A 24,259-nucleotide genomic window follows, 5' to 3' on the forward strand; every position below is an offset into this window, starting at 1 on the left:
TTTCACTAAAAAATAAAAAAACTTACAAAAAGTAAGACAAAAAGCTTTACTTACTTTTAGTAAGGTAGTATAGTAAGCATGTAAACAAAATTAAATGAATTTACTGAGGAAATTCGAAAGGATGAACATATTATGTCAAAATTTACTGAAATGATGAAAAACCGTCGTTCAATCTATGCTTTAGGAGAAAACTTACCAATTTCAAAAGAAGAAGTAACTGCTTTAGTAAAAGAAGTTGTTAGAGAAAGTCCAACAGCTTTTAACTCTCAAACACAACGTGTTGTGTTCTTATTCGGCGATGCTCACAAAAAATTATGGGCAATGACTGAAGATGCCTTAAAACCATTAACTCCAGCAGAAGCATTTCCAAACACACAAGCTAAATTACAAGGTTTTGCAGCTGGTGCGGGCACAATTTTATTCTTTGAAGATACAGATATCGTGAAAAACTTACAAGATAGCTTTCCATTATATGCGGATAACTTCCCTGTTTGGTCTGAACAAGCAACTGGTTTAACACAAGCGAACGTTTGGACTGCCTTAGCGCAAGAAAATATCGGCGCAAACTTACAACACTACAACCCAGTCATTGACGAAGCGGTTGCTGCAGAATGGTCAATTCCTGCAAACTGGAATTTACGTGCACAAATGGTCATTGGTTCCATTGAAGCGCCAGCTGGCGAAAAAGAATACATGGAAGATAGTGCTCGTTTTAAAGAATTCAACTAAATCATTGCTTTAGTAAAATGAAGAGGAGAGGAGTGAAAGCAAATGGTTCAAGCATTACCAAGTAATATTGGGATTCAACAAGTCACTTTGAAAGTGGCTGATTTAGATAAAATGGTAAACTTTTATACGAAAACAATTGGCTTAAAACTTTTAAAACAAGGAGAGGGACGTGCTTGGCTAGCGCCACAAGGCACCAACGATGCAATTCTTGTCTTAAAAGAACTAACAGCTGGGGAAGAAAATCAGGGTACCACTGGCTTGTACCATATTGCTTTCCTGCTACCAACCCGCAAAGATTTAGGCAATATGTTGCTGTGGCTTTTGCAGGAAAATGTGCAAATTGGCGCAGCAGATCATGGCTATAGTGAAGCCCTTTACTTAAGTGATCCAGAAAATAATGGCATCGAAATTTATTGGGATAAACCAGAAGAAGTCTGGGATATTCGTCCAAATGGTGAAATTATCGGTGTGACAGAAGAATTAGACGGTGATAGTTTAGCTGCAGAAGCTGACGGTCACTGGCTAGGAATTTCCGAAGGTTCTAAAATTGGGCACATTCATTTGAAAGTGGCCGATTTAGATGCCACTGAAACGTTCTATAAAAACTTAGGGTTTGGCTTAAAGTCTAACTTTGGTCAACAAGCGAAGTTTTTTGCAGCGGGTCAGTACCATCATCATATTGGGACAAATACATGGAGCGGCAAACAGCTGCCAACGATTCAAGAAAATCAATTTGGCTTAGAAAATTACACCTTCCGTTTACCAACTGCGGCAGATTTAGAGATAGTCCAAGCCAATGCGGAAGAAGCAAAGTTACATTTTATTGCCAAAGATCATTTACTTGCGTTAGAAGATCCTAGCGGCATGATTATTCAATTTACCTATTAAAACCACTCTCAAACTAGCCCTTCGTTAGAAAATGAAGGACTAGTTTTTTTGTCTTTTTTTTGCATTGTTTTGCATTTATTTGCAAAATAATGCAAAAGATGCTATCTTTACTTAGAAGAGGTGAGGAAGCATGTTGATTGAAGAACGTTTAGCCAAGATTCAAAAAATAGTGAATGAACAAAAAAGTATTTCCATGGAAGCTTTAGCGGAGCAAGTCTCCGTTTCAAAAGATACTATTCGACGAGATTTAATTCGTTTAGAAAAGGAAGGACATTTAAAGAGAACGCATGGTGGCGCTATCTCAGTGCAGTCTGAAGCAACTATTTATGATTATGCTCAACGAATAATGAAGCATCCAGAGAAAAAACAAGCGATTGCCCAAAAAGTTTGGGCAAATATTCCCAAACAAGCGTCCATTTTTTTTGATTCATCAACCACGGTGGAAGCAGCTATTCGAGCGATGGAAAATAGTCCGATTCACGCGATCACGAACTCTCTCAGTCATGCGCTACTTCTAGCGCAAATGGATCAAACAAAAATTACAGTATTACCTGGGCAACTGCATAAACAACAACTCTTTTTGTTTGGGGCAGAAACAGTCGCTAAGGTTGGGGAATTTGTCCCCGACTATACATTATTAGGTGTGTTTGCGTTATCTGAACAAGGATTATTTATTCACACAGAAGAAGAAGGTCAAGTCAAACGGCGAATGATTCAACAAGGCAAACAAGTCATTGCCTTAGCAGACCAAACGAAATTAAACAAAACGGGTTTATTTAAAATTTGCGAATTAACAGAAATTGATTGTTTAGTGACAGATACACGACCTGATGAAAAATTCTGTGAGCAGTTAGCGCAAGCAGACGTAACGTTGATTGTCGCAGATGAATAATGGAGGATAATAATGAAGCGAAAAATTAATTATACACATATTGCTGAACCTACTGTTTTTGAGAATGTTTTTCCAACGTATTTGACGAATGAAACGATGATGGCGCGCAAGCAGAAAGTATTACAACGAATGGAAACAGAAAAATTCGATCAATTAGTTTTCTATGCAGACAAAGAGCATGGCAGTAATTTTGAATACTTAACTGGCTTTATTCCAAGGTTTGAAGAAGGACTCCTTGTGTTAAATAAGGATGGTATGGCGACACTTATTTTAGGTAATGAAAATTTAAAACTGTGCCAACATGCACGCATCTCAGCCGATTTAATTCATTATCCAGCTTTTTCGCTACCGAATCAACCAATGGCTGGAGAACAAAAGTTGTCGCAGATTTTTGAAACGCTTCTCGATGAAACTGCTCAAAAAATAGGTATCGTTGGTTGGAAAATGTTTACAACACAACAGCAAGAACCTGCTACTATGTTTGATGTGCCATATTTTATTGTCGAAGCACTGAAAAAAGCGCTGCCGAAAGAAGCTCGTTTACTAAATGGGACCCACTTATTGATTGGAGCAAAGGGGGCCCGCACAACAAATAATGCTAACGAATTGGCGCACTATGAATATGGGGCGAATTTGGCTTCTCGCAGTATGTTAAAGGCCTTAAATGCAATTGAAATAGGACAGCGTGAAACGGACATTGGGGCTTTGTTAAATGATGAAGGTCAAACGCCGACGGTAGTAACCATTGCGGCAACTGGTCAACGTTTTGAATATGCAAACATGTATCCGACTGCCAAAGAAATTCAGTTAGGTGATGCCTTATCATTAACTACAGGTTACAAAGGCGGCTTGTCTAGCCGAACAGGTTTTGTTATTGAAAACGAGCAGCAATTGCCAGAAGCGCAACGTGATTATTTAGAACGCGTAGCAAAACCCTATTTTCAAGCTGTCGTTCACTGGCTTGAAACCATTCGAATCGGACTGTTAGGGCGAGAAATGTACCAAGCGATTGAAGAACAGTTACCAAAAGAAATCTATCACTGGCATTTGAATCCTGGGCATTTAGTTTCGGATGATGAATGGATGTCGTCGCCTATTTATCCAGATTCAGCCATTCGTTTGGAAAGTGGCATGCTCTTTCAAGTGGATATTATTCCTTCTGTACCTGGTTATACAGGGGTGAGTGCAGAAGAATGTGTGGCTTTGGCTGATGAAACACTGCAAAAAGAGATTCAGCAAACTTATCCAGACATGTGGCAACGGATTGCGACACGCAAAGCCTATTTAAAGGAGACATTAAAGATTGACTTACCATCGGAGGTTTTACCAATGTCTAATTTAGTTGGTTACTTACGGCCTTTTTATCTAGCTAAAGACAAAGCTTTGTGTGTAGAAAAACCAGCGCTTAAATGAATAGGCTCCTTTTTTGAGTTTCTTTTGGGCCTTATTTATAATCAATATAGCAAAGGAAGAACACCAGAAGAGAGGCGTGATGGTAAATGCACTATCCTGAACATCTGAAACAAGCAGTTTTAGCTAAAGCGAAAGACTTACCATTAGAAGGTTTTGTAGAAGGACAAGGCCCGCAACAGCCAAAAGTGATGCTGATTGGGGAAGCCCCTGGAAAAGAAGAAATTAAAGAAAACGTACCATTTATAGGGCGTTCAGGTCAATTGTTGATGGAACAATTACAACAAGTTGGCTTAAGTCGTGAAACGGTGTATATCACCAGTGCGGTTAGGAGTCGACCTTTTTCTGTAAAAACGAAGCAGATTGCAAAAACGGGAGAAAGAGTAACCAAATTTCCTAATCGAACGCCAACCAAAGAAGAAATCAAAATTTTTGCGCCTTTGCTTGATTGGGAAATCGCTGTTTGCCAACCTGAACTAATTTTGACACTGGGGAATATTGGGTTGCAACGACTTTTAGGACCAAAGCCAACAATCACTGCAGTGCACGGAACGGTCATTCAGTCGCCCATTCAAACATTTGATGAGCAATCACAAAACTATCATTGGACGCAGAAAACCTATCAAATCATTCCACTCTTCCATCCAGCGGCTGTCTTTTATAATTATCGTTTAAAAGAAGTCGTGAAAGAAGATTGGCAAGTGGTTCAAAAACAACTGCAACTGCTTAAGAAAGTTTAAAATGAGAAAAATAAAAGGATGGTTGTTTTTTCGAAGAGAGAATGCTACCCTAGAAGTATCAATAAATAGACAGATTATTTAATCGCTGGGTTGAATAATTGAAGGATTCTGATTTTTGCGTAAGCCTTGAAGCAAAAAGAATGAGTCCTTTTTTTGTTAGAAGGAGATTTGGGTATGGAGCAAACACAGCAAAACCATTTTACTGCGTTGTTTTATAAAAATGTTCTGTTAGGAATTTTAAGTATGGCGGCGCAATCAATTTTTATTTTGGCGGACACATTTTTCATTGCAAATGGGATCGGCACCGAGGCATTGGCGGGGCTTAACATTGTCTTACCACTCGTTAATATTATTAATGGATTAGGTTGGATGTTTGGCGTTGGCGGCGCTACGTTGTTTTCGACCACGGTTGCGCAAAAAGAAATCAAAAAAGCCAATCAGTATTTTAGTTTAACGATTGGGTTAGTTTTCGTTATAGGGAGTCTCTTTACTTTAGCGAGCTTGATTTTTTCCGATCAAATTATTCGGGGACTTCAGGGGACCGGTGTCTTGTTTGGTTTGGCAAAGGAATATTATATGATTTACCTTAGCTGTTCATTATTATTTATTTTAAACAATTGCCTGATTACTTTTTTAAGAAATGACCATAATCCTCGTTTGGCAACGATTGCTTTTGTCAGTGGGGGAATTGTCAACATTATTTTGGATTATGTCTTTATTTATCAATTTGGGTGGGGCATGGCAGGTGCGGCCATTGCAACGGTGATGTCACCGTTAACAAGCTTAATCCTGATTACGTTGCATAAGTGGTCGCCGCAACGAGTTTTACGTTTTGAAAAGTTTAAAGTGAAATTTCAGGATGTTCGAGAAATTATGTCGATTGGTTTTTCTTCCTTTTTAAATGAATTTTCTTCGGCCTTTGTCATGTTTTTATTTAATATTGTTTTGTTAAACTTAGTTGGTCATGTGGCGATTTCAGCTTATGCGATTGTTGCCAATCTCAATATTATTGTGATTGCCATTTTTACAGGGATTGGGCAAGGGGCGCAACCATTACTCAGCCGATACTATGGTTTAGGGGAAACGAAGGTGTTGCGTAAATTTGTTAAACTTAGCTTTATTACGTACTTGGTCGCCGGCTTCCTGTTCTTTTTAATCAGTCAAGTGTTTACGGGACAAATTATTGAGGTCTTTAATAGCGAAGGGAACGACCAGTTGGCGCAAATTGCTAGGACAGCCATCCGCTTATATGCGATTTCCTTCTTGTTTACAGGATTGAATTTTATGGGGATTTATTACTTTTCGGCAGTTCGTAAACCGAAAATGGCGCTAATGATTTCCTCTTTGCGTGGGTTCTTTTTAATTGTGCCAGTTTTATTTATTTTGGTGAAATTACTAGGATTAACTGGTGTTTGGTTAGCCATGCCAGTAGTTGAATTTGTTACGTTTGGACTAATGCTTGTGGGCTACCTTGCGTATCGAAACTATTTGAAAAAAAGAGAAGCAGTAACCTGATGTTGGTTACTGCTTCCTTTTTGCTTAGTTTACATAGTTTTCAGTTAAAGTCATGAATTGTTCCACATCTTTTAGGACTTGATCAATGCCGGCTTGCCAGAAATCAGGTTTTGTTAAGTCAACATTTAAATGTTTTTTCGCTAATTCTTCGCTTGTCATCGAAGCAGTGTCTCTTAATAACGCAATGTATTGGTCTTCAAAAGAGCTGCCTTGTTGATTGGCATACGCATAGATACCCATGCTGAATAGATAGCCAAAAGTATATGGGAAATTATAGAAAGGCACATCATCAATAAAGAAGTGCAATTTGCTCGCCCAGAAATGAGGATGATAACTGCCAAGACTATCTTTGTAGCTTTCTTTTTGCGCCGCTAACATTAATTCAGTAATATCTTCTTCCGCTACTAAACCTTTTTGGCGCGCTTGATAAAAATTATTTTCAAAGATAAAACGCGCATGAATGTTCATAAACATAGCAATGGCATTTTGCATTTTTGTGTCTAAAAGGTTAATCTTTTCAACGTTTGATTTGGCCTCTTTTAAGGTGGCGTCAGCAACAATCAATTCTGCAAAGGTACTAGCCGTTTCTGCTACGTTCATGGCATACTCTCGATTCAATGAAGGTAAATCCCACATCACGCTACTATGGAAAGCGTGACCTAATTCATGGGCTAAAGTAGCTACTTCGTTGATTGAATTGCCAAAGGTCATGAAAATCCGCGATTCTTGTGTTTCAGGTAATTCTGTACAATAACCCCCAGGACGTTTGCCTGGACGATCTTCAGCTTCAATCCAACTTTTTTCAAAAGCCATTTGGGCAAAATCAGCCATTTTCGGACTGAATTTACGGAAATTTTCTAAAATAAAGGCAGCGGCTTGATCAAAGGAATACGTTTTTTCTTCTAAATCACCTAAAATAATTGGTGCATCTTGGTCTTGCCAATCCATTTTTTCTTTGCCGAATAATTGCGCTTTGCGCGTTAGAAAGTCGACGAATGGTTGTTTATTTTTTTGGATGGTTTCCCACATAACCGTTAATGTTTCTTGACTCATTCGATTATAGTTTAAGGGATTTTCTAAATAATCTGTAGTGCCATGCAATTTGTAATCAGATAAACGGAACCCATCTAAGTGATTTAGGGTGTCTGCTAAAATTGAAGCTTTGCTACTCCAAGCTTTCTCCCAGGCTGTAAACAAACGTTGACGAACCTCTTTGTCAGGATCTCCCATCATGCGGTTAAAGGCTTGGCCTGCAGATAGTTCTGTCACAGAGCCATCTTTTTCTTCAAAAGGAATCACAATGGAAGCAACAATCGTATCGTAATGTGTACTCCAAGCATTTAAACCATCTAGAGAAAGCGTATTGATGATATTTTCTTCTTGTTCGGAAAGCAGTTTTTTTCCATCACGGCGTAATTCATTTAAGCGAAAAGCCATTGTTTTAAACGGTTCTTCGGCTAACAGGGCTTGCCAATGTTCTGCTGAAATCTCGGTGATTTTTTTAGTAAAAATGGTTTCAGCTAATTGAATCGCTGGCAACAGATTGTATAAATCGCCTGATAAAATTTTGGCCTTGGTATCATTAGTATTAGCAGATATTAAAGCAGTTAAAAAACTATTACATTGTGAAAAGCCATTTGAGATTTTCCCTTGTAACGTTAAGATTTCAGCAAATTGTTCTTTGCCTTGGGCACTTTCTGGTGTCCATTCTGTGATTAATTGATGATACTCTTTTGTTTGTTCGGTTAATTGAGTCATTCGTTGGCTAAGTTCTTTGGACTCGCTCCCATTGGGGAAAATACTGTCTAAATCCCATGTAATAGAATAGGTCATATCCAATCCTTCTTTCATTTTTTTCTTTTCAGTATATCATAAGACCTAAGAGAAGTTGTTTCTTTTTCCCTCGAAACCGACTATAATAAAAAAGAATTTTCCGTGGCAGGCACGGGGCAACTTGAAACCAAGAAAAGAGGATTATATGAAAAATTATTTGAAAGATAGTAATTTATATTTAGTCATTGCGTTTGTTATTATGGCCATTTTATTTTTCAGTTCATCACAGACGTATGAACAGCAATCACAAGTTGGTCTTTTAGATAAACTTCTGAGCAGTCATCCTTTTGAAGAACAATTAAAAAATATTTCTTTTCAATATGCTGGCAGTGAAGTGAGCATTCAAGCTAGTGGTTATAGTAAATTTGTTGAATTTTTTATTCGTAAGGGAGCCCATTTTGGTACGTATTTTCTATTAGGTGGTAGTTGGTTCATTGGATTAGTGCCAAGAATCAAAGGCCTGTTTTTAACAGCTGTTGTTTCCTGGCTAGCTGCTACTGGCTATGCAGGTTTAGATGAATTTCATCAAATGATCACAGGCGGAAGGACCCCTCTTTTTCAAGATGTTATGTTGGATGCCATGGGTGCTTTGACAGCCATCGTTATTTGTTTGGTGGTTCATGGTTTGAAGAAAAATAAAAAAAGAAGACGCTAATTTAGAAGAGCTTCGTTTATTCGTCAGAACGGTGGGTAAGCGAGGGTCTTTTTTTGGTAGCGCTTGTTCCTAACTGAAAAGAAGAGTAGAATAAAGGAGAATAGTAACGAAAAGTCAGGAGGAATCAAGGATGTCAGGACACAGCAAATGGAGCAACATTCAAGGGCGTAAAAATGCGCAAGATGCCAAACGTGGGAAAATTTTCCAAAAAGTTTCAAGGGAAATCTATATGGCGGCAAAAGCAGGTGGCCCTGACCCCGCAATGAATCCTGCTTTACGTTTAGCAGTCGATAAAGCTAAGTCAGCCAATATGCCCAATGATAATATTGCTCGCGCCATAAAAAAAGCCAGTAGTGCTGGTGAAGGGGAACATTATGACGAGGTAACTTATGAAGGATACGGGCCAGGTGGCGTGGCAGTTTTAGTTCATGCACTAACAGATAACCGCAACCGAACGGCCACCAATGTTCGCGTCGCGTTTACTCGAAATGGTGGCTCTTTAGGTGAAACGGGTTCGGTTAATTATATGTTTGATCGTAAAGGCTATATTGTCATTAAGCGAGAAGATCATGCAATTGAGGAAGACGACATGCTAGAAGTCGTTTTGGAAGCAGGCGGCGAGGATTTAGAAACATCACCAGAAGTATTTGAAATTTACACAGCACCAGAAGATTTTACAGCGGTTCGCGATGCTTTAGAACAAGCAGGTTATTCATTAGCACAAGCTGAATTAACAATGGTTCCGCAAACCTTACTAACCTTGAACGATGAACAAAAAGCGCAATTAGAGCGCTTGGTTGACAAGTTAGAAGACGATGATGATGTGTCAGAAGTATTTACCTCTGCAGAAAATCTATAAAATAAAGGGATGCTTGGCGTCCTTTTATTCATAAAATGAAAGCGGATACAGAATGGAGGGCATTTTGAAAAAGAGAATTTGTTTACAAGCAATCAGGGAAGAAGCGGAAGCCTATTATCGTAACGGTGATTTTTATTGCTCGGAAGCGATTGTGGCGACCATTCGGCAACACTTCGATGCGGAGATTCCCATTGAAGCTGTGGCCATGGCTTCTGGGTTTCCTGTAGGTGTTGGAGGAGCGAAGTGTATTTGTGGTGCTCTTTCAGGCGGGGTTATGTGTCTGGGCTACTTTTTTGGTCGGACAGAAGCCAAAGGAGAACAAGTAAATAAAACGATGGCTTTAGCCAACGAATTGCATCAAAGTTTTCGACAAAAGCATCGAGTGGTTTGCTGCAGTATTTTGACAAGTAAAATGACGATGGGTTCACCTGAGCATATGGAACAATGCATTGGCTTTACTGGAGAAATCGCTGAAACAACCGCAAAAATTATTGCACGAGAACTTGCTTACGAATTAGTCTAGTAAAAAATGAGAGAGGAGCAACCAGATTCATTCACCTGAATCTGGTTGCTCCTCTCTCATTTAATGCGTAATCAATTAACCAAGTACTTTTTCATAAGCTTCCACTTGAGATAAGACACGTTGGAGCTGTAATTCATTTTCAATATAGTTGATTGAATTACCTAAATCTTCTTGGCGGTTTGTTTCTAAACGATCGACTTCTTTTTTTGCTTCGTTCAATAAGTGTAGAACTTCTTCCTTAGATAACATGTACTCACCTCCTTGCGCAGTTCATCTACTATTAGTGTACTCCTTTTTTTCAAAAAAGGGCAATAATAGGATATTAAAAAACAAAAATAGCGGTCCTAACCGCTATTTTTGTTTACTCATGGCGTTGTTGTGCTAAAATCACTTCGATTCGTTCTCTTTGATCTGCCAAAAAGTGAGGCAAATAAAGGGGGATTTCATCAAAGTTTGAGCTTTGATTTTCATAGGCTTCGGCATCTAGCAGGCCTTTTTGTGTGGCTACTTCAAATAACAAGTGGTTCGGTTCTCTAAAATACAATGATTTGAAAAATTCGCGGTCTTTAATTCCTGAGTTTGTAAAATTCTTTTCCTCTAACAGGCTATCAACTTGCGTTAATTCTTGCGTATCTTCCACCCCAAAGGCGACGTGATGAACGCCACCAATTCCTTCAATGGCAAGCGGATTGGTACGGTCATCAATGATATGAACCTCTTGATAAAACTGTGGATGATGATTTTCCAGAACGGTTACTTCATGTGCAGTTTCAAAAAAAGGTACTGTTTCTTTTTCATGCCAATGTAAATAATCCACTAAAGGTTGTTTGGTAGCTGCGGCATATTGGACGCGTAATTGAATTGCATCAATGCCTAAAATTGCATGTTCTACTGGAATTTCAGCATGCTCAGCTGGAAAATAATCTTCCGCATTTTCAAATTCACGTAACGGAACAAGCGCCATTTGCGTATTATCGGGCGCTTCAAAACGCAAAATTGGGTGTTGGTTAAATGTTTCCACACCATAGTGGCAGATACCCGCTTGCTCAAGACGTTCTGCCCAAAAATCCAAAGAGGCGCGCGTTGGTACTTTTAAAATAGTTCGTTCAATTGTATTTGTCCCAAAGGATTGATCTTGGCCATCATTCAATTCAAAAAAAGTTAATTCGGTACCTGTTCGTTGCTCATTATCTGAGAAAAACAAGTGATACATGGTGTGGTCATCTTGGTTGATCGTTTTCATTAGTAATTTTAATCCCAGTGTATTATGATAGAAGTCAAATGTAGGCTTTATCAATCGATTTAAAATAGAGATGTGATGAATTTGTGCATACATAGTAAAATTCCTTTCTTGGAGGTTTATTAAATGAAACAATTTTTTCAAAAAGGGTCGAAACCTAATCAATTAGTTGTCGCTTTCCATGGTACTGGTGGCAATGAATATCAATTATTAACGACCATCGCAACCCTTTATCCAGAAGCGAGTGTTCTAAGTTACTTAGGGACAGAAGGTGTAGGCGAACAGCGACGCTTTTTTGCGCCATTAGTTAATGGAGCCTTACCTCGTGCTAACTTTGATGAGCGAGTGACTGCGTTTCTAGAAGAAGTTTGGCAACCGCAAAAGTTATACGATGAAGTTATTTTTATAGGGTACTCTAACGGTGCCAATTTTATTTTAGGCCTGTTAGAAAAGAACCCGACTATTGCTAACACTGTTATTTTACTGCATCCAAGCAATTTAGGCTATCAATATGTATCTGGTGAGTTTGCGACAAAAGTGATTGTCACAACAGGGGCTCAGGATGAGTTGAGTATTCCGGGACAAGTTCTTTCTTTAGCTAATCAATTAAAGAAACATTTCCCAGTCGACTTTTTACTAGTGGATGGCGGTCATGGCTTATCGGAAGAAGAAGTAACGAAAATAAAAGAAGTTCTTTAAAAAACAAGCTGCAACCTTTGTTGATAAGTGGTTGCAGCTTGTTTTTTTCATGTGTGTTTAAATGATTTAGTTCTTTTTATTAATGAAAGCTTCCGCAAGGGCAAAGTCTCCTGCGTAAGGTTCATCTATGCCGTTTACTTTTTGATAAAGGTCGGCGCCTTTACCAGCTAAGACAATCGCATCATCAGCCGTTGTGCTTAAAGACAATGCGTGAGCAATTGCTTCGCCACGATCTAAAACGGTGTAAACAGGCATTTCTTTGGTAATATGGGCTTGAATTTCTTGGCAAATTTTTGCTGGATCTTCACTGGCTGGGTCATCGGTTGTTAGGACTGCAACATCAGCCAATTCAGAAAGAACCCTACCAAAGTCTTTGCGGCGAGAAATCGCTTTGTCTCCCGTGCTACCAACAAGAACAATTAAGCGGCCGTCAGGATGTTCTTCACGGACAAAGGTTAAAAGATTCTTCAAACTGTCATAGTTATGAGCGTAATCAACATAGACGGTTGCACCGTTGGTATTCGTTAAAGATTCCATCCGGCCAGGGACGGTGGTTGCTGCGATCCCTTGTTGACACTCTTCTTTTGAAGCTCCCACAAGGACACTGGCAATCGCCGCACTTAACGCATTACCTTTGTTAAAATCACCACCTAAACGAAGGTGATAAGAGCCGGCCAATCCTAACGCATCTGCAGGACTTTCAACGATAAAACGTAAGGAATCCTCTGAAGAAACAGCGAATGAATAGTCTACTTCTGGAGCCGGCTGACTGCCATAGACAATGGCTGGGACTTTTTGCTGTTGTGCAGTTTCTTTAAGTAATGGAAAATAATCAGCTTCGTGATTCAACACAATGACTTTAGAATGTGTAATCAATTGACGTTTGCAATAAAAGTAATCGTCAAAGGTTGGATGTTCAATTGGACTGATATGGTCGGGGGTAATGTTTAAAAAAATGCCGACATCAAAAAACAGCTTGTAGACACGATTAGTTTTGTAGGCTTGGGAAGAAACTTCCATAATAAAATGAGTCATCCCGTTAGCAACAGCGGTTGCCATCATTCGATACAAGTCCAAAGATTCGGGTGTAGTCAATGCAGATTTAAAGAATGTTTTGCCATCTAATGTCGAATTCATGGTAGAAAGCAAGGCTGTTTTTTGTTGTGTAGCAACATCTAAAATATATTTGGTGAAATAAGCCGCTGTTGTTTTACCTTTGGTTCCAGTAAAGCCAATCAGTTTTAATTTATTTTGTGGATAATCATAAAAAGCCATGCTTAACACAGCCATTGCTTTTTTAATGTCAGTTACGATAATTCCTAGTTGCGCCGGAACCTCATAAGGCACCTCAGAAACATAGATTTCTAGGCCGTCTTTTACAGCATTTTCTAAATAGATTTCTTTAAAGTTTAATCCTTTACAAAAAAAGAGTGTTTCTGCTGTTACGTCTCTCGAATCGTAAGAAAGAGCCGTTACTTCTCGTTGACCTAACGTGTCGGAAAGAGTCAAGTGCCAGCCTTCTGGTGAAATAAATTCTTTTAATAAATCTTCTTTTTCTAAGCAATCGCGAATTGCGAATAATGAAATCGTCACTTTTTTTGCCTCCAAACGTTTCAACGAAATTTCAAAACTGATGTCATTATAGCATTATTTTTCTTTTAAAAAAAACATCTCGTTAGCGTGAGAAAATCCATGAGAAATGTTAAAATAGGATAATTCTTCGAGAAAGTCGTTGCATATCCCAAGATGAACAATTAAAATAAAGAAAGCATACTCAAAGAATATTGGAGGACAAAATGATCAATCAACCAAATTCAGTTGATCAACCAATCCTGACGAACCAAGAAAAAATGGTCAAAGGCTCAGCTTGGATGACAGCTAGTAATATTATCTCCCGCATGTTAGGGGCGATTTACATCATCCCCTGGTACGCTTGGATGGGCGAGCACGGAAACGAAGCGAACAGTTTGTTTTCAATGGGGTATACGATTTATGCCTTATTCCTAATGATCTCTACCGCCGGAATTCCAGGTGCGATTGCCAAGCAGACCTCGCATTATAATTCATTGAACGAATATAAAATTAGTCGACAGCTTTTTTATCGTGCCTTACAACTAATGGGTGGCTTAGGTGTGGTTTTTGCTATTGTGATGTATTTGGCATCTCCGGCATTAGCAGCTTTGTCTGGCGGAGGACCTGAATTAGTTCCAACGATGCGTTCATTAAGTTTAGCCGTTTTAGTTTTCCCAAGCATGAGTGTCATTCGCGGTTATTTCCAAGGAAATCAAGAAATGATGCCCTTTGCTTTATCACAAATTGTTGAACAAGTAGCACGAGTTTTTTACATGTTATTAACCGCTTTTATTATCATGAAAGTCTTTGAAGGTAATTACGTTACAGCGGTGACTCAAGCCACTTTTGCGGCATTTATTGGGATGCTCGCAAGTTTTGCGGTTTTAGGTTATTACATGTACAAACAAAAACCATTATTTGATTATTTAGAAGAACACAGCGCCAATGAACATGAAATTGCTCCAAAAGAGTTATTGATTGAAACTTTTAAAGAGGCGATTCCTTTTATCGTAGTTGGCTCAGGGGTGACGGTCTTTAAACTTGTCGATCAGTTTACTTTCTCAAACTTTATGCGTTTGTTTACGGATTATTCAGATACCCAATTACGAGAGCTTTTCGGTATTTTTAATGCCAATCCGGACAAATTAACCATGATTGTCGTGGCTTTAGCGACTTCGATTTCGGCTACTGGATTACCGTTGATTACAGAAGCGGTCACCTTAAAAAATCACCGTGAGTTAGCGCGTTTGATTAGTAATAATTTACAACTTTTTGTGTTTGTAATGTTGCCAGCAACGTTCGGTATGATTGTTTTAGCGCAACCACTATACACTGTTTTTTACATGCCAGATGCTTTAGGCACTTCTTTATTAGTGCAAGCTTGTTACGCTAGTTTATTCTTGGGCTTGTATATGTTAGTGTCAAATATGTTGATGGGGATGTATGAAAATCGTGACGCAATGCGTTATTTAGGAATTGGTTTAGCTGTGAAATTAATCGTGCAATTCCCCGCAATCCGTTTATTTGAAGTTTACGGTCCGTTATTAGCAACGATGATTGGCTTTACGGTTTCTTGCGTATTGATTCTAAGAAGAATTCGTCAAGTGACACGTTTTAATTACAAATTAACCTTACGGCGAACATTGTTAATGTTCTGTATTACAGTCATCATGATGATTATCGCTTTGATTTTCCGTCAGTTCTTGTATCTATTTTTAGATCCAACTAGACGTTTCCAAGCCTTCATTATCGTTGTAATTGTGGCTGCTGCAGGAGGCGCTTTTTATGGCTATTCGGTCTTGAAGATTCGCTTAGCTGATCGTTTATTAGGGAAAAATGCCGCAAAATTACGTGCAAAATTCAATATTAAATAATAGCTGATTGAACTCCTTTCAGCAGATTCTCTTAAGAGACAAGGCTTGAGACATCGATCGATTCGATTTATGTCCCAAGCTATTTTTTTAAAGGAAAGAGGAATGACGATGCGTTTAGATAAATTTTTAGCCGATGTTGGTATCGGTAGTCGTAAAGAAATCAAACAATTGTTAAAGAAAAAAGTCGTTACGGTGAATGGTGACGTCGTAAAAGAAGCCAAAACACAAGTAAACGAAGAAACAGATCAAATTGCCTTGATGGGAGAAATTCTTACGTATCAGAAATTCTTTTATTACATGTTGCATAAACCACAAGGTGTCATTTCTGCGACAGAAGATCAGCGAGATGAAACGGTAATTGACTTGTTAACTGATCAGGATTACCGTGTCGACTTGTTCCCAGTTGGTCGCTTGGATAAAGATACCGAAGGTTTGCTTCTGTTAACAAATGATGGCCAGTTAGCGCATCAATTATTATCACCCAAAAAGCATGTGGATAAAGAATATTTAGCTGAAGTTGAGGGACTTGTGACAGCGGAAGATTGTCAACTGTTTGCGCAAGGATTTGCCTTGAAAGATGGAGAAATGGTTAAACCAAGTCGCTTAGTCATTGAGACGATCAATGAGGAAGAAGGGACTTCCGTAGTCCGTTTAGTGATTCAAGAGGGAAAATTCCATCAAGTCAAACGGATGTTAGCCACTGTAGGCAAACCTGTGACGTATTTAAAACGATTACGAATGGGCGAACTATGGTTAGATGAAACGTTAGAACTAGGGGAATATCGGCCCTTAACAGAAGCCGAATTACAACAACTACAACCTAAACAATCATACCTCAATTAAAATAAACAAAAACCCAGCCCTTTCTGCGGAAAAGATAAAAATTTTCTCGAAAAATAGTGTCGGGTTTCTTTCTTTTTCTGCATAAAATGGTATGATTGACTATGTAGAACTTTATGAATAGGAGTGACAACAAATGACAATTGATTGGACAAAAGAAGTCGAAGCACGTAAAGACGACTTATTAGAAGATTTACAAAACTTATTACGGATCAACAGTGAACGTGATGATGCACAAGCAACACCTGAAGCGCCCTTTGGACCTGGACCAGTTGCTGGCTTAAAACACATGTTAGCGTATGGTGAACGTGATGGCTTTACGGTGAAAAATGTCGACAATTACGCTGGACATATTGAATATGGCGAAGGCGACGAAACATTAGGAATTTTTGGTCATATGGACGTTGTTCCTGCTGGTGATGGTTGGGAAACAGATCCTTATGAACCAGTCATTAAAGATGGCAAAATTTATGCACGTGGCGCGAGCGATGATAAAGGCCCAAGTATGGCTGCTTATTACGCAATGAAAATTATCAAAGAATTAGGCTTACCCGTGTCTAAAAAAATTCGTTTCGTAGTAGGAAGTGACGAAGAAAGCGGCTGGGGCGATATGGATTACTATTTCCAACATGAAGAAGCGCCAGACTTTGGTTTCTCACCAGATGCTGAGTTCCCAATTATTAATGGGGAAAAAGGAAATGTGACTATTCGTTTAACTTTCCGAGGCGGTAACGGCGCTGATTATAAATTAGAAAGCTTCAAATCTGGCTTACGTGAAAACATGGTTCCGGGAACAGCAGATGCTGTTGTAACGGCTGCTTCAGCAGACGAAGCGGCTTCACTAGCTGCTAGCTTTGAAACATTCATCAAACAAGAAGCAAAAATTTCAGGTAACGCAGAACTTTCAGATAAAACAGTGACTTTCCATGTAGTTGGTAAAGGTGCTCACGGTGCTAGCCCACAATCTGGAATTAACGCAGCGACTTTCTTGGCAACTTTCTTAAATGATTACAGCTTTGCAGAAGGCGCATACAGCTTTATTAATACCATTGCTGAATTTATCCATGAAGATTTTTATGGCGAAAAATTAGGCGTGGCTTTTGAAGACGAAAAAATGGGTAAATTGACAATGAACGCTGGGATTGTTAACTTTGATCCAGAAAATCCTGAAAATAGCTTAGTAACATTAAACTTCCGCTATCCAAAAGGAACTTCAGCAGAAGAATTACAAACAAAAGTTCAAGCAACAGTCGGTGAAACGGTCACTGCAACACAAGGAGATCGCAACCAAGAACCGCATTATGTACCAGTTGATGATCCATTGGTGGCAACGTTACTACAAGTTTACGAAGACCATACAGGCGAAAAAGGCCAAGAACAAATCATTGGTGGCGGTACTTATGGCCGCTTATTAAAACGTGGTGTTGCCTATGGCGCAATGTTCCCTGGCTACACAGACACAATGCACCAAGCCAACGAATTTATGGAATTAGATGACTTATTCCGAGCAGCTGCTATTTATGCAGATGCGATTTATCGTTTAGCGAAGTAAAGTAAAAAAGCTGTTTTCGATTTTCGAAAACAGCTTTTTTTGCAATTTTTGCCTTTTAAAAACCCAAAATCAGAACCGTCAATTTACTGAAAATTTCTTGCAAATCAAAGGATCCCACGATACGATAAATAGGAGAAAACGCAATGAGTGAAACACTTATTGTTAACTATTTAATCAAAGGACGTGTGAAGATGAACGTAGAAGAATTAGTTCAAAAAGCAAAAGATTTAATTGGAGAAGGCAACGTGGAACATGCGCAACAATTCATTGAAGAACATAAAGATGAATTAGGCGAACACTATCATAAAATTACAGCGATGTTAGCTGATACAACGACCGATGGTTTGTTTGATAAAATTAAAGGATTGTTTCAATAGTTGGAAAAAATCTGAGATAAAAGTGGAGGCTGAGACAAAAGTGTTTAGCTCCAAGAACCAAGTAGGTACGATGATTTCATCTGTTCATGCTTCACAGTGAAACATTGCAACTCTCGCCGTTTAACAGTTTTTGAGCGTGGAGCAAAAATCCAAAGTGATTTTTGTCCCACGCTCTTCTTTTTTTATTTAACTTTTAACCATTGTTTTGGCAACACATATGCAATTGGATTAAAAAGATAATCCGCTCCCCATTTCACCACAGGCATATTCGTAATAGCTAAAATGAAGAGGGCTAAGAAGAAAAGTGCCAGGATTCGGAAAGTAAACCATTCTTTAAAGAGTGTGTCTAATTGCAAACCACTTTCCAACAGAATAATTAAGGGCATATGCAAGAGATAAGGGTAGAGGGTATCTTTTCCGAGGGCGCTTAAAGGTAACTTTCGTTTCGGCAATAATGCAAACCAAGAAAGAGACACCAATGCTGCAGCAACGTAAAAGAACAGCTGAATGAAACTACTGTATTCAAAGGCCGGACTAATTTCAGCGTAGGAAGCCCAACCAGTTAAGAAGCCCCAAAATTTCGTTGCCAATGACCATTGACTATTTACAAATAAAAAGGAGCTTAAAATTACGCCTATCGCTGCCCATTTGACTTTGTGATGATCTAAAAAGGTTTGTAGCTTTTGAATATCCATTAAGTAGCCACAATAGAAGAAAGGGAAGAAGCCCAGAGTCCGTCCTAAAGACAAGAAACCTTCCACAGGCAAATAGCCTGAGGCGCAGCCGATAACAATGATGATGGGCAACATGATTTTCGGCTGAACGCGCTGAAGAAAGATGGTAATTAAGTAGAAACTTGCTAAGGAAAGTAAGTACCAAGGAACGCCTGTTTCGTTCAGTAAATCAAAATTCATTTTATTTGCAAAGGCGAAATTAGCAAGCGTAATCAACAACTTCGCTAAGAGATAAAGCCAAACAAAGGAAAGTAAGCGTAGATATTTTCGTTGTTTAATTGCATGTTTACTAAAGAGTCCAGAGACAAAAATAAAGGCTGGCATATGGAATGAATAGATCCAAAAGTTGATTGTTTCCATGAGTCGTGAAGGAGAAGCTTCACGATCTAAAATATGCCCAAAAATCACTAAGAAAATTAAAAAAAGTTTCACGTTGTCCCATTTATAAATTCGCTTGTCGTTTTCCATAACGATCACTCCTTTTAGTAGAAAACAGTTCACTTTTGTTTAAGGCAGAAGAGGACAATTTTTCCATTCATTGAGTAGATAATTGTAGATACGAACCGGCAGCCGTTAAATGAGCCCCACATACTTGCGCTTAAAACAAAAAATTAGGCAGGATGTTAGTCTTAAATTATACTGAAAGAGTGACGATCCTCCAAAGATTTTGTTTATTAAGAAGTGAAAGATGCGGTGAAAATAAATGATAAAATTTCAAAATGTTTCAAAAGTATATCAAGAAAATGCCGTTTTGTCTGATGTGAATTTAACAATCCAACAAGGCGAATTTTTTGTATTAGTAGGGCCGAGTGGTAGTGGAAAAACGACGACTTTGAAAATGATTAATCGGCTCATTGAGCCAACGACAGGTGAAGTGGCTCTCAATGAACAAGCGGTAACCAATTATCCTTTACGTGAATTACGACTAAAAATTGGCTATGTTCTTCAGCAAATTGCCTTATTTCCTAACTTAACCGTGGCGGAAAATATTGAGTTGATTCCTGAAATGAAAAAATGGCCCAAAGAGCAACGCAGAGAGCGAACCATTGAACTATTGAAAAAAGTTCAGCTGGATCCTGAGGAATATCTGCATCGTAAGCCAGCAGCGCTTTCAGGAGGCGAACAACAACGTATCGGGATTTTACGCGCCATTGCAGCCGAACCAGAAGTGATTTTAATGGATGAACCTTTTAGCGCGCTAGATCCGATTTCAAGACATCATCTTCAACGTTTGGTGAAAGAACTTCATCAGGAATTAGCGAGTACCATTGTTTTTGTGACCCATGATATGACTGAAGCTTTACTGTTAGGAGAGCGCATCTGTATTATGGACGCTGGTAAAATTATTCAAGTTGATACGCCAGAAGCCATTCAAAAACATCCGAAAAATAATTTTGTCGGTCAATTTTTTAAACAATCTTCGCCAGAACTAGCGAACTATTGTGGCGCTGACTTGACTGCATTTTTAGAAGCCGCAGATGAGACGATTGAGCCAGTGCCGACTGTTTTCATGGAAACCAATTTAAAAGAGATTGTCCAACTCATTAATGCGCAAGAGAAAGCAAATTTAGTAGAAAAACAACAAGTTTTAGGGTGTATCACCTCAAAAACGATTACTCGTTTTATGGAACAGCTGTTGGAAAGCGAGGAACAGTAGATGCAAGCACTGATTGAAACTTTTTTCGCTCGAAAAGAAGAATATCTGCAAGCGTTAATCGAGCATATGCAATTGTCCTTTATTTCGTTATTATTCGCTGCGTTGATTGCAATTCCTTTAGCCATTTATTTAACGAGTCATCGCAAGTTAGCGGAAAGTCTGTTACAAGTGACTGGGATTTTCCAAACAATCCCTTCTTTAGCTTTGCTAGGCTTATTGATTCCGTTAATTGGTATTGGTCGACCACCGGCAATTGTTGCGCTAGTGATTTATGCCTTATTCCCAATTTTACAAAACACCTATACTGGTTTGACGGAAATTGATCCTTCGTTAGAAGAAGCCGCAGAAGCATTTGGTATGAGTAAAAAAGAAAAATTGTTTAAGTTTGAGTTACAACTGGCGTTACCATTTATTATTTCTGGGATTCGAACGGCTACCGTTTTAATTATTGGTACGGCCACGTTGGCGGCGTTAATTGGAGCAGGTGGTTTAGGGACCTTCATTTTATTAGGAATTGATCGAAATAATTTATCGTTGATTTTTATTGGAGCTCTTTCATCAGCTGCACTAGCAGTCTTATTTAATTATGGAATTCATTGGTTGGAAAAAGCGAATGGGCGGCGACTAATCATTGGCGGTACTATTTTAGGCCTTTTGTTAGGTGGTTCATTTTTCTGGAATCAACAAACTTCTTCAAAGGAAAAACAGCTGACAATTGCTGGCAAATTAGGAGCGGAACCAGATATTATTATTAATATGTATAAAGCCTTAATTGAAGAAAATAGCGACATTCAGGTGACGTTAAAGCCAAACTTTGGCAAGACTACTTTTTTATATAATGCCTTGAAATCAGATGAAATCGATCTTTATCCGGAATTTACAGGAACAGTGATCGAAACCTTTTTAAAAAATCCTCCTCAGCTAGACAATCAACCTCAAGTAGTCTATGAAGCGGCACGCGCTGGCTTGAAAAAACAAGAAAACCTTACTTTGCTGAAACCGATGCGCTATGAAAATACGTATGCCGTCGCAGTTAAGCGCTCATTTGCAAAAGCGCATCAATTAAAAACGATTAGTGATTTACAGAAAATTAGCAATCAGTTGAAAGCAGGTTTTACGTTAGAATTTATTGATCGGCAAGATGGTTATAAGGGATTACAAGAAAAATATCATTTAAATCTGAATGTCCAATCGATGGAACCGGCATTACGCTATCAAGCGATTAATAATGGTGAGGTAAATGTGATTGATGCCTATTCAACGGATAGTGAATTGAAACAATACGATTTAGTAACGTTAGAAGATGATCAAGCACTATTTCCGCCTTATCAAGGAGCACCACTTATTAAAACAGCAACGTTGGAAAAATATCCAGAATTAGCAGAAATATTGAATAAATTGGCAGGAAAAATTAGCGAAGAAGAAATGAGTGAAATGAATTATCAAGTCAATGTGGAGGGGCAAGATCCTAGCATAGTGGCGAAAGACTATTTAAAAGAAAAGAATCTTCTTAAATAAGTATTTTTTACTGAAAAAGACTGGTATATAAACATTTATTCAGTCTTTTTCAGATAAATAAAGAGTTTAATGTGAAAAGTACCTGTATTTTTACTCATTTTTGGATATAATAAAAGAAATGAATGGAGAGGAGTGGTCTATATGAAAAAAGCAGAACGTCAACGTTTGATTAAACAATTAATTATGCAACAAGAAATTGAAACACAAGATGAATTAATCACTCGTTTGGAAGAACTTGGCGTCCGAGCCACTCAAGCGACTGTTTCAAGAGATATCCGTGAAATGAGTATTGTTAAAACACATGGTGCAGATGGTCGTGTCAAATATGCAATTTTTTCTCAAGCACAAGGCACAAGCAGTGAAGAGAAATTACGAGAATCAGTGAAAGATTCAGTTGTTCGAATGGAGCGAGTACAATTTATTGTCATCTTGCATACAGAGATGGGAAATGCCGATGTGGTGAGTAACTTTTTAGATGAAGTAGCTTATCCGGAAGTGGCGGGTACAGTGGCTGGTGCGGATACGATTATTGTGATTACACGTTCAGAAGAGGATGCGGAACACTTTATCGAACGCATCGAAAATATGATTTTTTAAAATTGAAAGTATCAATAGAAGGGAGTTTTTTTCTTGGTAGAATTGAAAGCGCTACAAAATGGTTCGGATATTCGGGGAATTGCTTTGGATACGGAAGAGCAAACTGCAACATTAACCGCAACAGCAGTAGCCGAGATTGCGGTGGGCGTGGTTCGTTGGTTACAGGATAAAAAACAGCTGCCACGAAAGGCACAACAGCGCCTGACAATTGCAATCGGACATGATAGTCGTCTAACGGCGGAGCCGATTAAGCAAGCATTAGTAGATACGTTTCTTTCATTAGGTATTCAGGTGATTGACGTTGGTTTAGCTACGACGCCTGCTATGTTTATGGCTACTCAATTTCCAACGCTTCAATGTGATGCAGCGATTATGATTACAGCTAGCCATTTGCCTTACTATTTTAATGGCTTGAAGTTCTTCACAGCAGAAGGTGGAGCAGAAAAAGAAGATATTCGGTATATTTTATCTCATACTGATCCGCTGACAGCCAATGAAAATGGCACACTGATGAAGCAAGAGTTACTGCCAATTTATGCGGAGCATTTGGTGGAAAAAATCCGCCAAGGAATTCATTCGCTAGAAGAGAATCCTTTACAGGGCTTTCGAATTATCGTTGATGCGGGTAATGGGGCTGGGGGCTTCTTTGCGGAGCAGGTTCTTCAAGTTTTGGGCGCTGATACGACGGGATCACAGTTTTTAGAACCAGATGGGCATTTTCCTAATCATGTACCTAATCCAGATAATTCTGAAGCAATGAAAAGTATTCAAACGGCTGTTTTAGCTAATCAAGCAGATTTGGGCATTATTTTTGATACAGATGTAGATCGTTCGGCCGTGGTGGACCAATCAGGTGAGGTACTAAACCGAAATAATTTAATTGCTGTTTTAGCGGCAATCGTTTTAAAAGAAGCGCCTGGTAGTTATATTGTGACAAATTCGCCAACCTCAAGTCATTTAAAAACATTTATTGAAGAAAAAGGCGGCCAACAGATTCGTTATATTTCTGGTTACCGAAATGTCATTAATAAAATGATTGAATTGAATCATGGGGGCTTTCAGACACCGTTAGCCATTGAAACCAGTGGTCATGCAGCGTTTCAAGAAAACTACAATCTGGATGATGGTGCATATGTCGTGGCGAAAATTTTAATGTTGTTACCAGAATTGAAACAAAACAATCAAACGTTAGGTGATCTGATTGCTACATTGAAGCAACCGGCAGAAACCAACGAATTTCGCTTCAAAATTACTGCGGAGGATGTTACTTGTTATGGGCAACAAGTCTTGCGAGACTTTGAATTGTTTGTAGAAAATCAAGCAGACTTTGCTGTGGACCGTGAAAACCAAGAAGGTGTTCGGGGAAACGTGTCTGGTCAATATGGCAGTGGGTGGTTTTTGCTACGCTTAAGTCTGCATGAACCGTTGCTTGTTCTTCAGGTAGAGAATGACCAAAGCGATAAAAATGCATGTGTCATCGAAAAAATTGCCACTTTTTTACAAAAATACGAGGAAATAGATAGTCAGCAAATAGAAAAATAATCTAGGAATTAAA

General features: G+C 38.7%; 23 protein-coding genes. 18 read left to right on the forward strand and 5 right to left on the reverse strand.

The features are described 5' to 3' along the window. The first annotated feature begins 132 nt into the window (after positions 1 to 132). The 6 genes from IGJ90_RS02130 (at position 133) to IGJ90_RS02155 (ending at position 6,174) form a co-directional block, all read left to right on the forward strand. Entirely contained in the window at positions 133 to 729 is a 597-nt protein-coding gene (locus tag IGJ90_RS02130) for a nitroreductase family protein (RefSeq protein ID WP_002355475.1), read from the forward strand. A 42-nt stretch (positions 730 to 771) separates the two neighbouring features. After that, entirely contained in the window at positions 772 to 1,617 is an 846-nt protein-coding gene (locus IGJ90_RS02135) for a VOC family protein (RefSeq protein WP_002358647.1), read from the forward strand. Between the two features lie 130 nt (positions 1,618 to 1,747). Then, positions 1,748 to 2,509, forward strand: coding sequence for a DeoR/GlpR family DNA-binding transcription regulator (locus IGJ90_RS02140; RefSeq protein ID WP_438767498.1), 762 nt, complete (start codon positions 1,748 to 1,750; stop codon positions 2,507 to 2,509). Positions 2,510 to 2,521: 12 nt separating this feature from the next. After that, complete coding sequence (locus IGJ90_RS02145; RefSeq protein WP_438767500.1) at positions 2,522 to 3,922, forward strand: M24 family metallopeptidase; 1,401 nt, start codon at positions 2,522 to 2,524, stop codon at positions 3,920 to 3,922. Between the two features lie 86 nt (positions 3,923 to 4,008). Then, entirely contained in the window at positions 4,009 to 4,659 is a 651-nt protein-coding gene (locus tag IGJ90_RS02150) for a uracil-DNA glycosylase (protein ID WP_002361229.1), read from the forward strand. A 174-nt stretch (positions 4,660 to 4,833) separates the two neighbouring features. Further along, complete coding sequence (locus IGJ90_RS02155) at positions 4,834 to 6,174, forward strand: MATE family efflux transporter (RefSeq protein WP_002367982.1); 1,341 nt, start codon at positions 4,834 to 4,836, stop codon at positions 6,172 to 6,174. Positions 6,175 to 6,198: 24 nt separating this feature from the next. Here IGJ90_RS02155 and IGJ90_RS02160 read toward each other — a convergent pair whose 3' ends face one another. Continuing rightward, positions 6,199 to 8,025, reverse strand: a complete 1,827-nt coding sequence (locus tag IGJ90_RS02160; protein ID WP_002382957.1) for a M3 family oligoendopeptidase — start codon at positions 8,023 to 8,025, stop codon at positions 6,199 to 6,201. A gap of 127 nt (positions 8,026 to 8,152) precedes the next feature. On the opposite strand from IGJ90_RS02160, the gene IGJ90_RS02165 reads away from it, so the two are divergent. The 3 genes from IGJ90_RS02165 to IGJ90_RS02175 all read left to right on the forward strand — a co-directional run bounded on the left by IGJ90_RS02165 (position 8,153) and on the right by IGJ90_RS02175 (position 10,044). Further along, positions 8,153 to 8,662: a VanZ family protein gene (locus IGJ90_RS02165; protein WP_002366143.1), complete on the forward strand. Its 510-nt coding sequence runs from the start codon at positions 8,153 to 8,155 to the stop codon at positions 8,660 to 8,662. A 130-nt stretch (positions 8,663 to 8,792) separates the two neighbouring features. Continuing rightward, positions 8,793 to 9,521, forward strand: coding sequence for a YebC/PmpR family DNA-binding transcriptional regulator (locus IGJ90_RS02170; protein ID WP_002361233.1), 729 nt, complete (start codon positions 8,793 to 8,795; stop codon positions 9,519 to 9,521). 52 nt (positions 9,522 to 9,573) lie between these two features. Beyond that, complete coding sequence (locus IGJ90_RS02175; protein ID WP_002384891.1) at positions 9,574 to 10,044, forward strand: C-GCAxxG-C-C family protein; 471 nt, start codon at positions 9,574 to 9,576, stop codon at positions 10,042 to 10,044. A gap of 75 nt (positions 10,045 to 10,119) precedes the next feature. Here IGJ90_RS02175 and IGJ90_RS02180 read toward each other — a convergent pair whose 3' ends face one another. Continuing rightward, entirely contained in the window at positions 10,120 to 10,293 is a 174-nt protein-coding gene (locus IGJ90_RS02180) for a hypothetical protein (protein WP_002355495.1), read from the reverse strand. Between the two features lie 112 nt (positions 10,294 to 10,405). Further along, positions 10,406 to 11,380, reverse strand: a complete 975-nt coding sequence (locus IGJ90_RS02185) for a ring-cleaving dioxygenase (RefSeq protein WP_104659700.1) — start codon at positions 11,378 to 11,380, stop codon at positions 10,406 to 10,408. A gap of 30 nt (positions 11,381 to 11,410) precedes the next feature. Between IGJ90_RS02185 and IGJ90_RS02190 the strand changes: the two genes are divergently transcribed. Next, the gene (locus IGJ90_RS02190; RefSeq protein ID WP_002358653.1) at positions 11,411 to 11,983 is read left to right on the forward strand and encodes an alpha/beta hydrolase; all 573 of its coding nucleotides are present in this window, start codon (positions 11,411 to 11,413) and stop codon (positions 11,981 to 11,983) included. Between the two features lie 66 nt (positions 11,984 to 12,049). On the opposite strand, the gene IGJ90_RS02195 is transcribed toward IGJ90_RS02190, so the two are convergent. Beyond that, positions 12,050 to 13,576 carry a UDP-N-acetylmuramoyl-L-alanyl-D-glutamate--L-lysine ligase gene (locus IGJ90_RS02195; RefSeq protein ID WP_002366147.1) on the reverse strand — a complete coding sequence of 509 codons (1,527 nt, stop codon included), beginning with the start codon at positions 13,574 to 13,576 and terminating at the stop codon, positions 12,050 to 12,052. A 203-nt stretch (positions 13,577 to 13,779) separates the two neighbouring features. Here IGJ90_RS02195 and IGJ90_RS02200 point away from each other — a divergent pair, with 203 nt between their 5' ends. The 4 genes from IGJ90_RS02200 to IGJ90_RS02215 all read left to right on the forward strand — a co-directional run bounded on the left by IGJ90_RS02200 (position 13,780) and on the right by IGJ90_RS02215 (position 18,198). Beyond that, positions 13,780 to 15,429 carry a putative polysaccharide biosynthesis protein gene (locus tag IGJ90_RS02200; protein ID WP_002364837.1) on the forward strand — a complete coding sequence of 550 codons (1,650 nt, stop codon included), beginning with the start codon at positions 13,780 to 13,782 and terminating at the stop codon, positions 15,427 to 15,429. 108 nt (positions 15,430 to 15,537) lie between these two features. Continuing rightward, the gene (locus IGJ90_RS02205) at positions 15,538 to 16,272 is read left to right on the forward strand and encodes a pseudouridine synthase (RefSeq protein WP_002366148.1); all 735 of its coding nucleotides are present in this window, start codon (positions 15,538 to 15,540) and stop codon (positions 16,270 to 16,272) included. Between the two features lie 133 nt (positions 16,273 to 16,405). Next, positions 16,406 to 17,821, forward strand: a complete 1,416-nt coding sequence (gene pepV / locus IGJ90_RS02210; protein WP_002366150.1) for a dipeptidase PepV — start codon at positions 16,406 to 16,408, stop codon at positions 17,819 to 17,821. A gap of 143 nt (positions 17,822 to 17,964) precedes the next feature. After that, on the forward strand, positions 17,965 to 18,198 hold the full coding sequence (locus IGJ90_RS02215; protein WP_002355504.1) for a hypothetical protein: 234 nt from the start codon (positions 17,965 to 17,967) through the stop codon (positions 18,196 to 18,198). 182 nt (positions 18,199 to 18,380) lie between these two features. Here the strand turns inward: IGJ90_RS02215 and IGJ90_RS02220 are convergent, their stop codons facing one another. Further along, positions 18,381 to 19,400 (reverse strand): acyltransferase family protein, encoded by a 1,020-nt coding sequence (locus IGJ90_RS02220; RefSeq protein WP_163326381.1) that lies wholly within the window; start codon positions 19,398 to 19,400, stop codon positions 18,381 to 18,383. Between the two features lie 235 nt (positions 19,401 to 19,635). On the opposite strand from IGJ90_RS02220, the gene IGJ90_RS02225 reads away from it, so the two are divergent. From IGJ90_RS02225 to IGJ90_RS02240, 4 genes are all read left to right on the forward strand, one after another. After that, complete coding sequence (locus IGJ90_RS02225) at positions 19,636 to 20,589, forward strand: ABC transporter ATP-binding protein (protein WP_002366153.1); 954 nt, start codon at positions 19,636 to 19,638, stop codon at positions 20,587 to 20,589. Further along, positions 20,590 to 22,107, forward strand: a complete 1,518-nt coding sequence (locus tag IGJ90_RS02230; protein ID WP_002366154.1) for an ABC transporter permease/substrate-binding protein — start codon at positions 20,590 to 20,592, stop codon at positions 22,105 to 22,107. Between the two features lie 141 nt (positions 22,108 to 22,248). Next, on the forward strand, positions 22,249 to 22,704 hold the full coding sequence (gene argR / locus IGJ90_RS02235) for an arginine repressor (protein WP_002355509.1): 456 nt from the start codon (positions 22,249 to 22,251) through the stop codon (positions 22,702 to 22,704). 33 nt (positions 22,705 to 22,737) lie between these two features. Further along, entirely contained in the window at positions 22,738 to 24,246 is a 1,509-nt protein-coding gene (locus tag IGJ90_RS02240) for a phosphoglucomutase (RefSeq protein WP_002366156.1), read from the forward strand. Positions 24,247 to 24,259: the final 13 nt, after the last annotated feature.

It is taken from the genome of Enterococcus sp. AZ129, assembly GCF_051714505.1.
Classification (GTDB): Bacteria; Bacillota; Bacilli; order Lactobacillales; family Enterococcaceae; genus Enterococcus; species Enterococcus faecalis.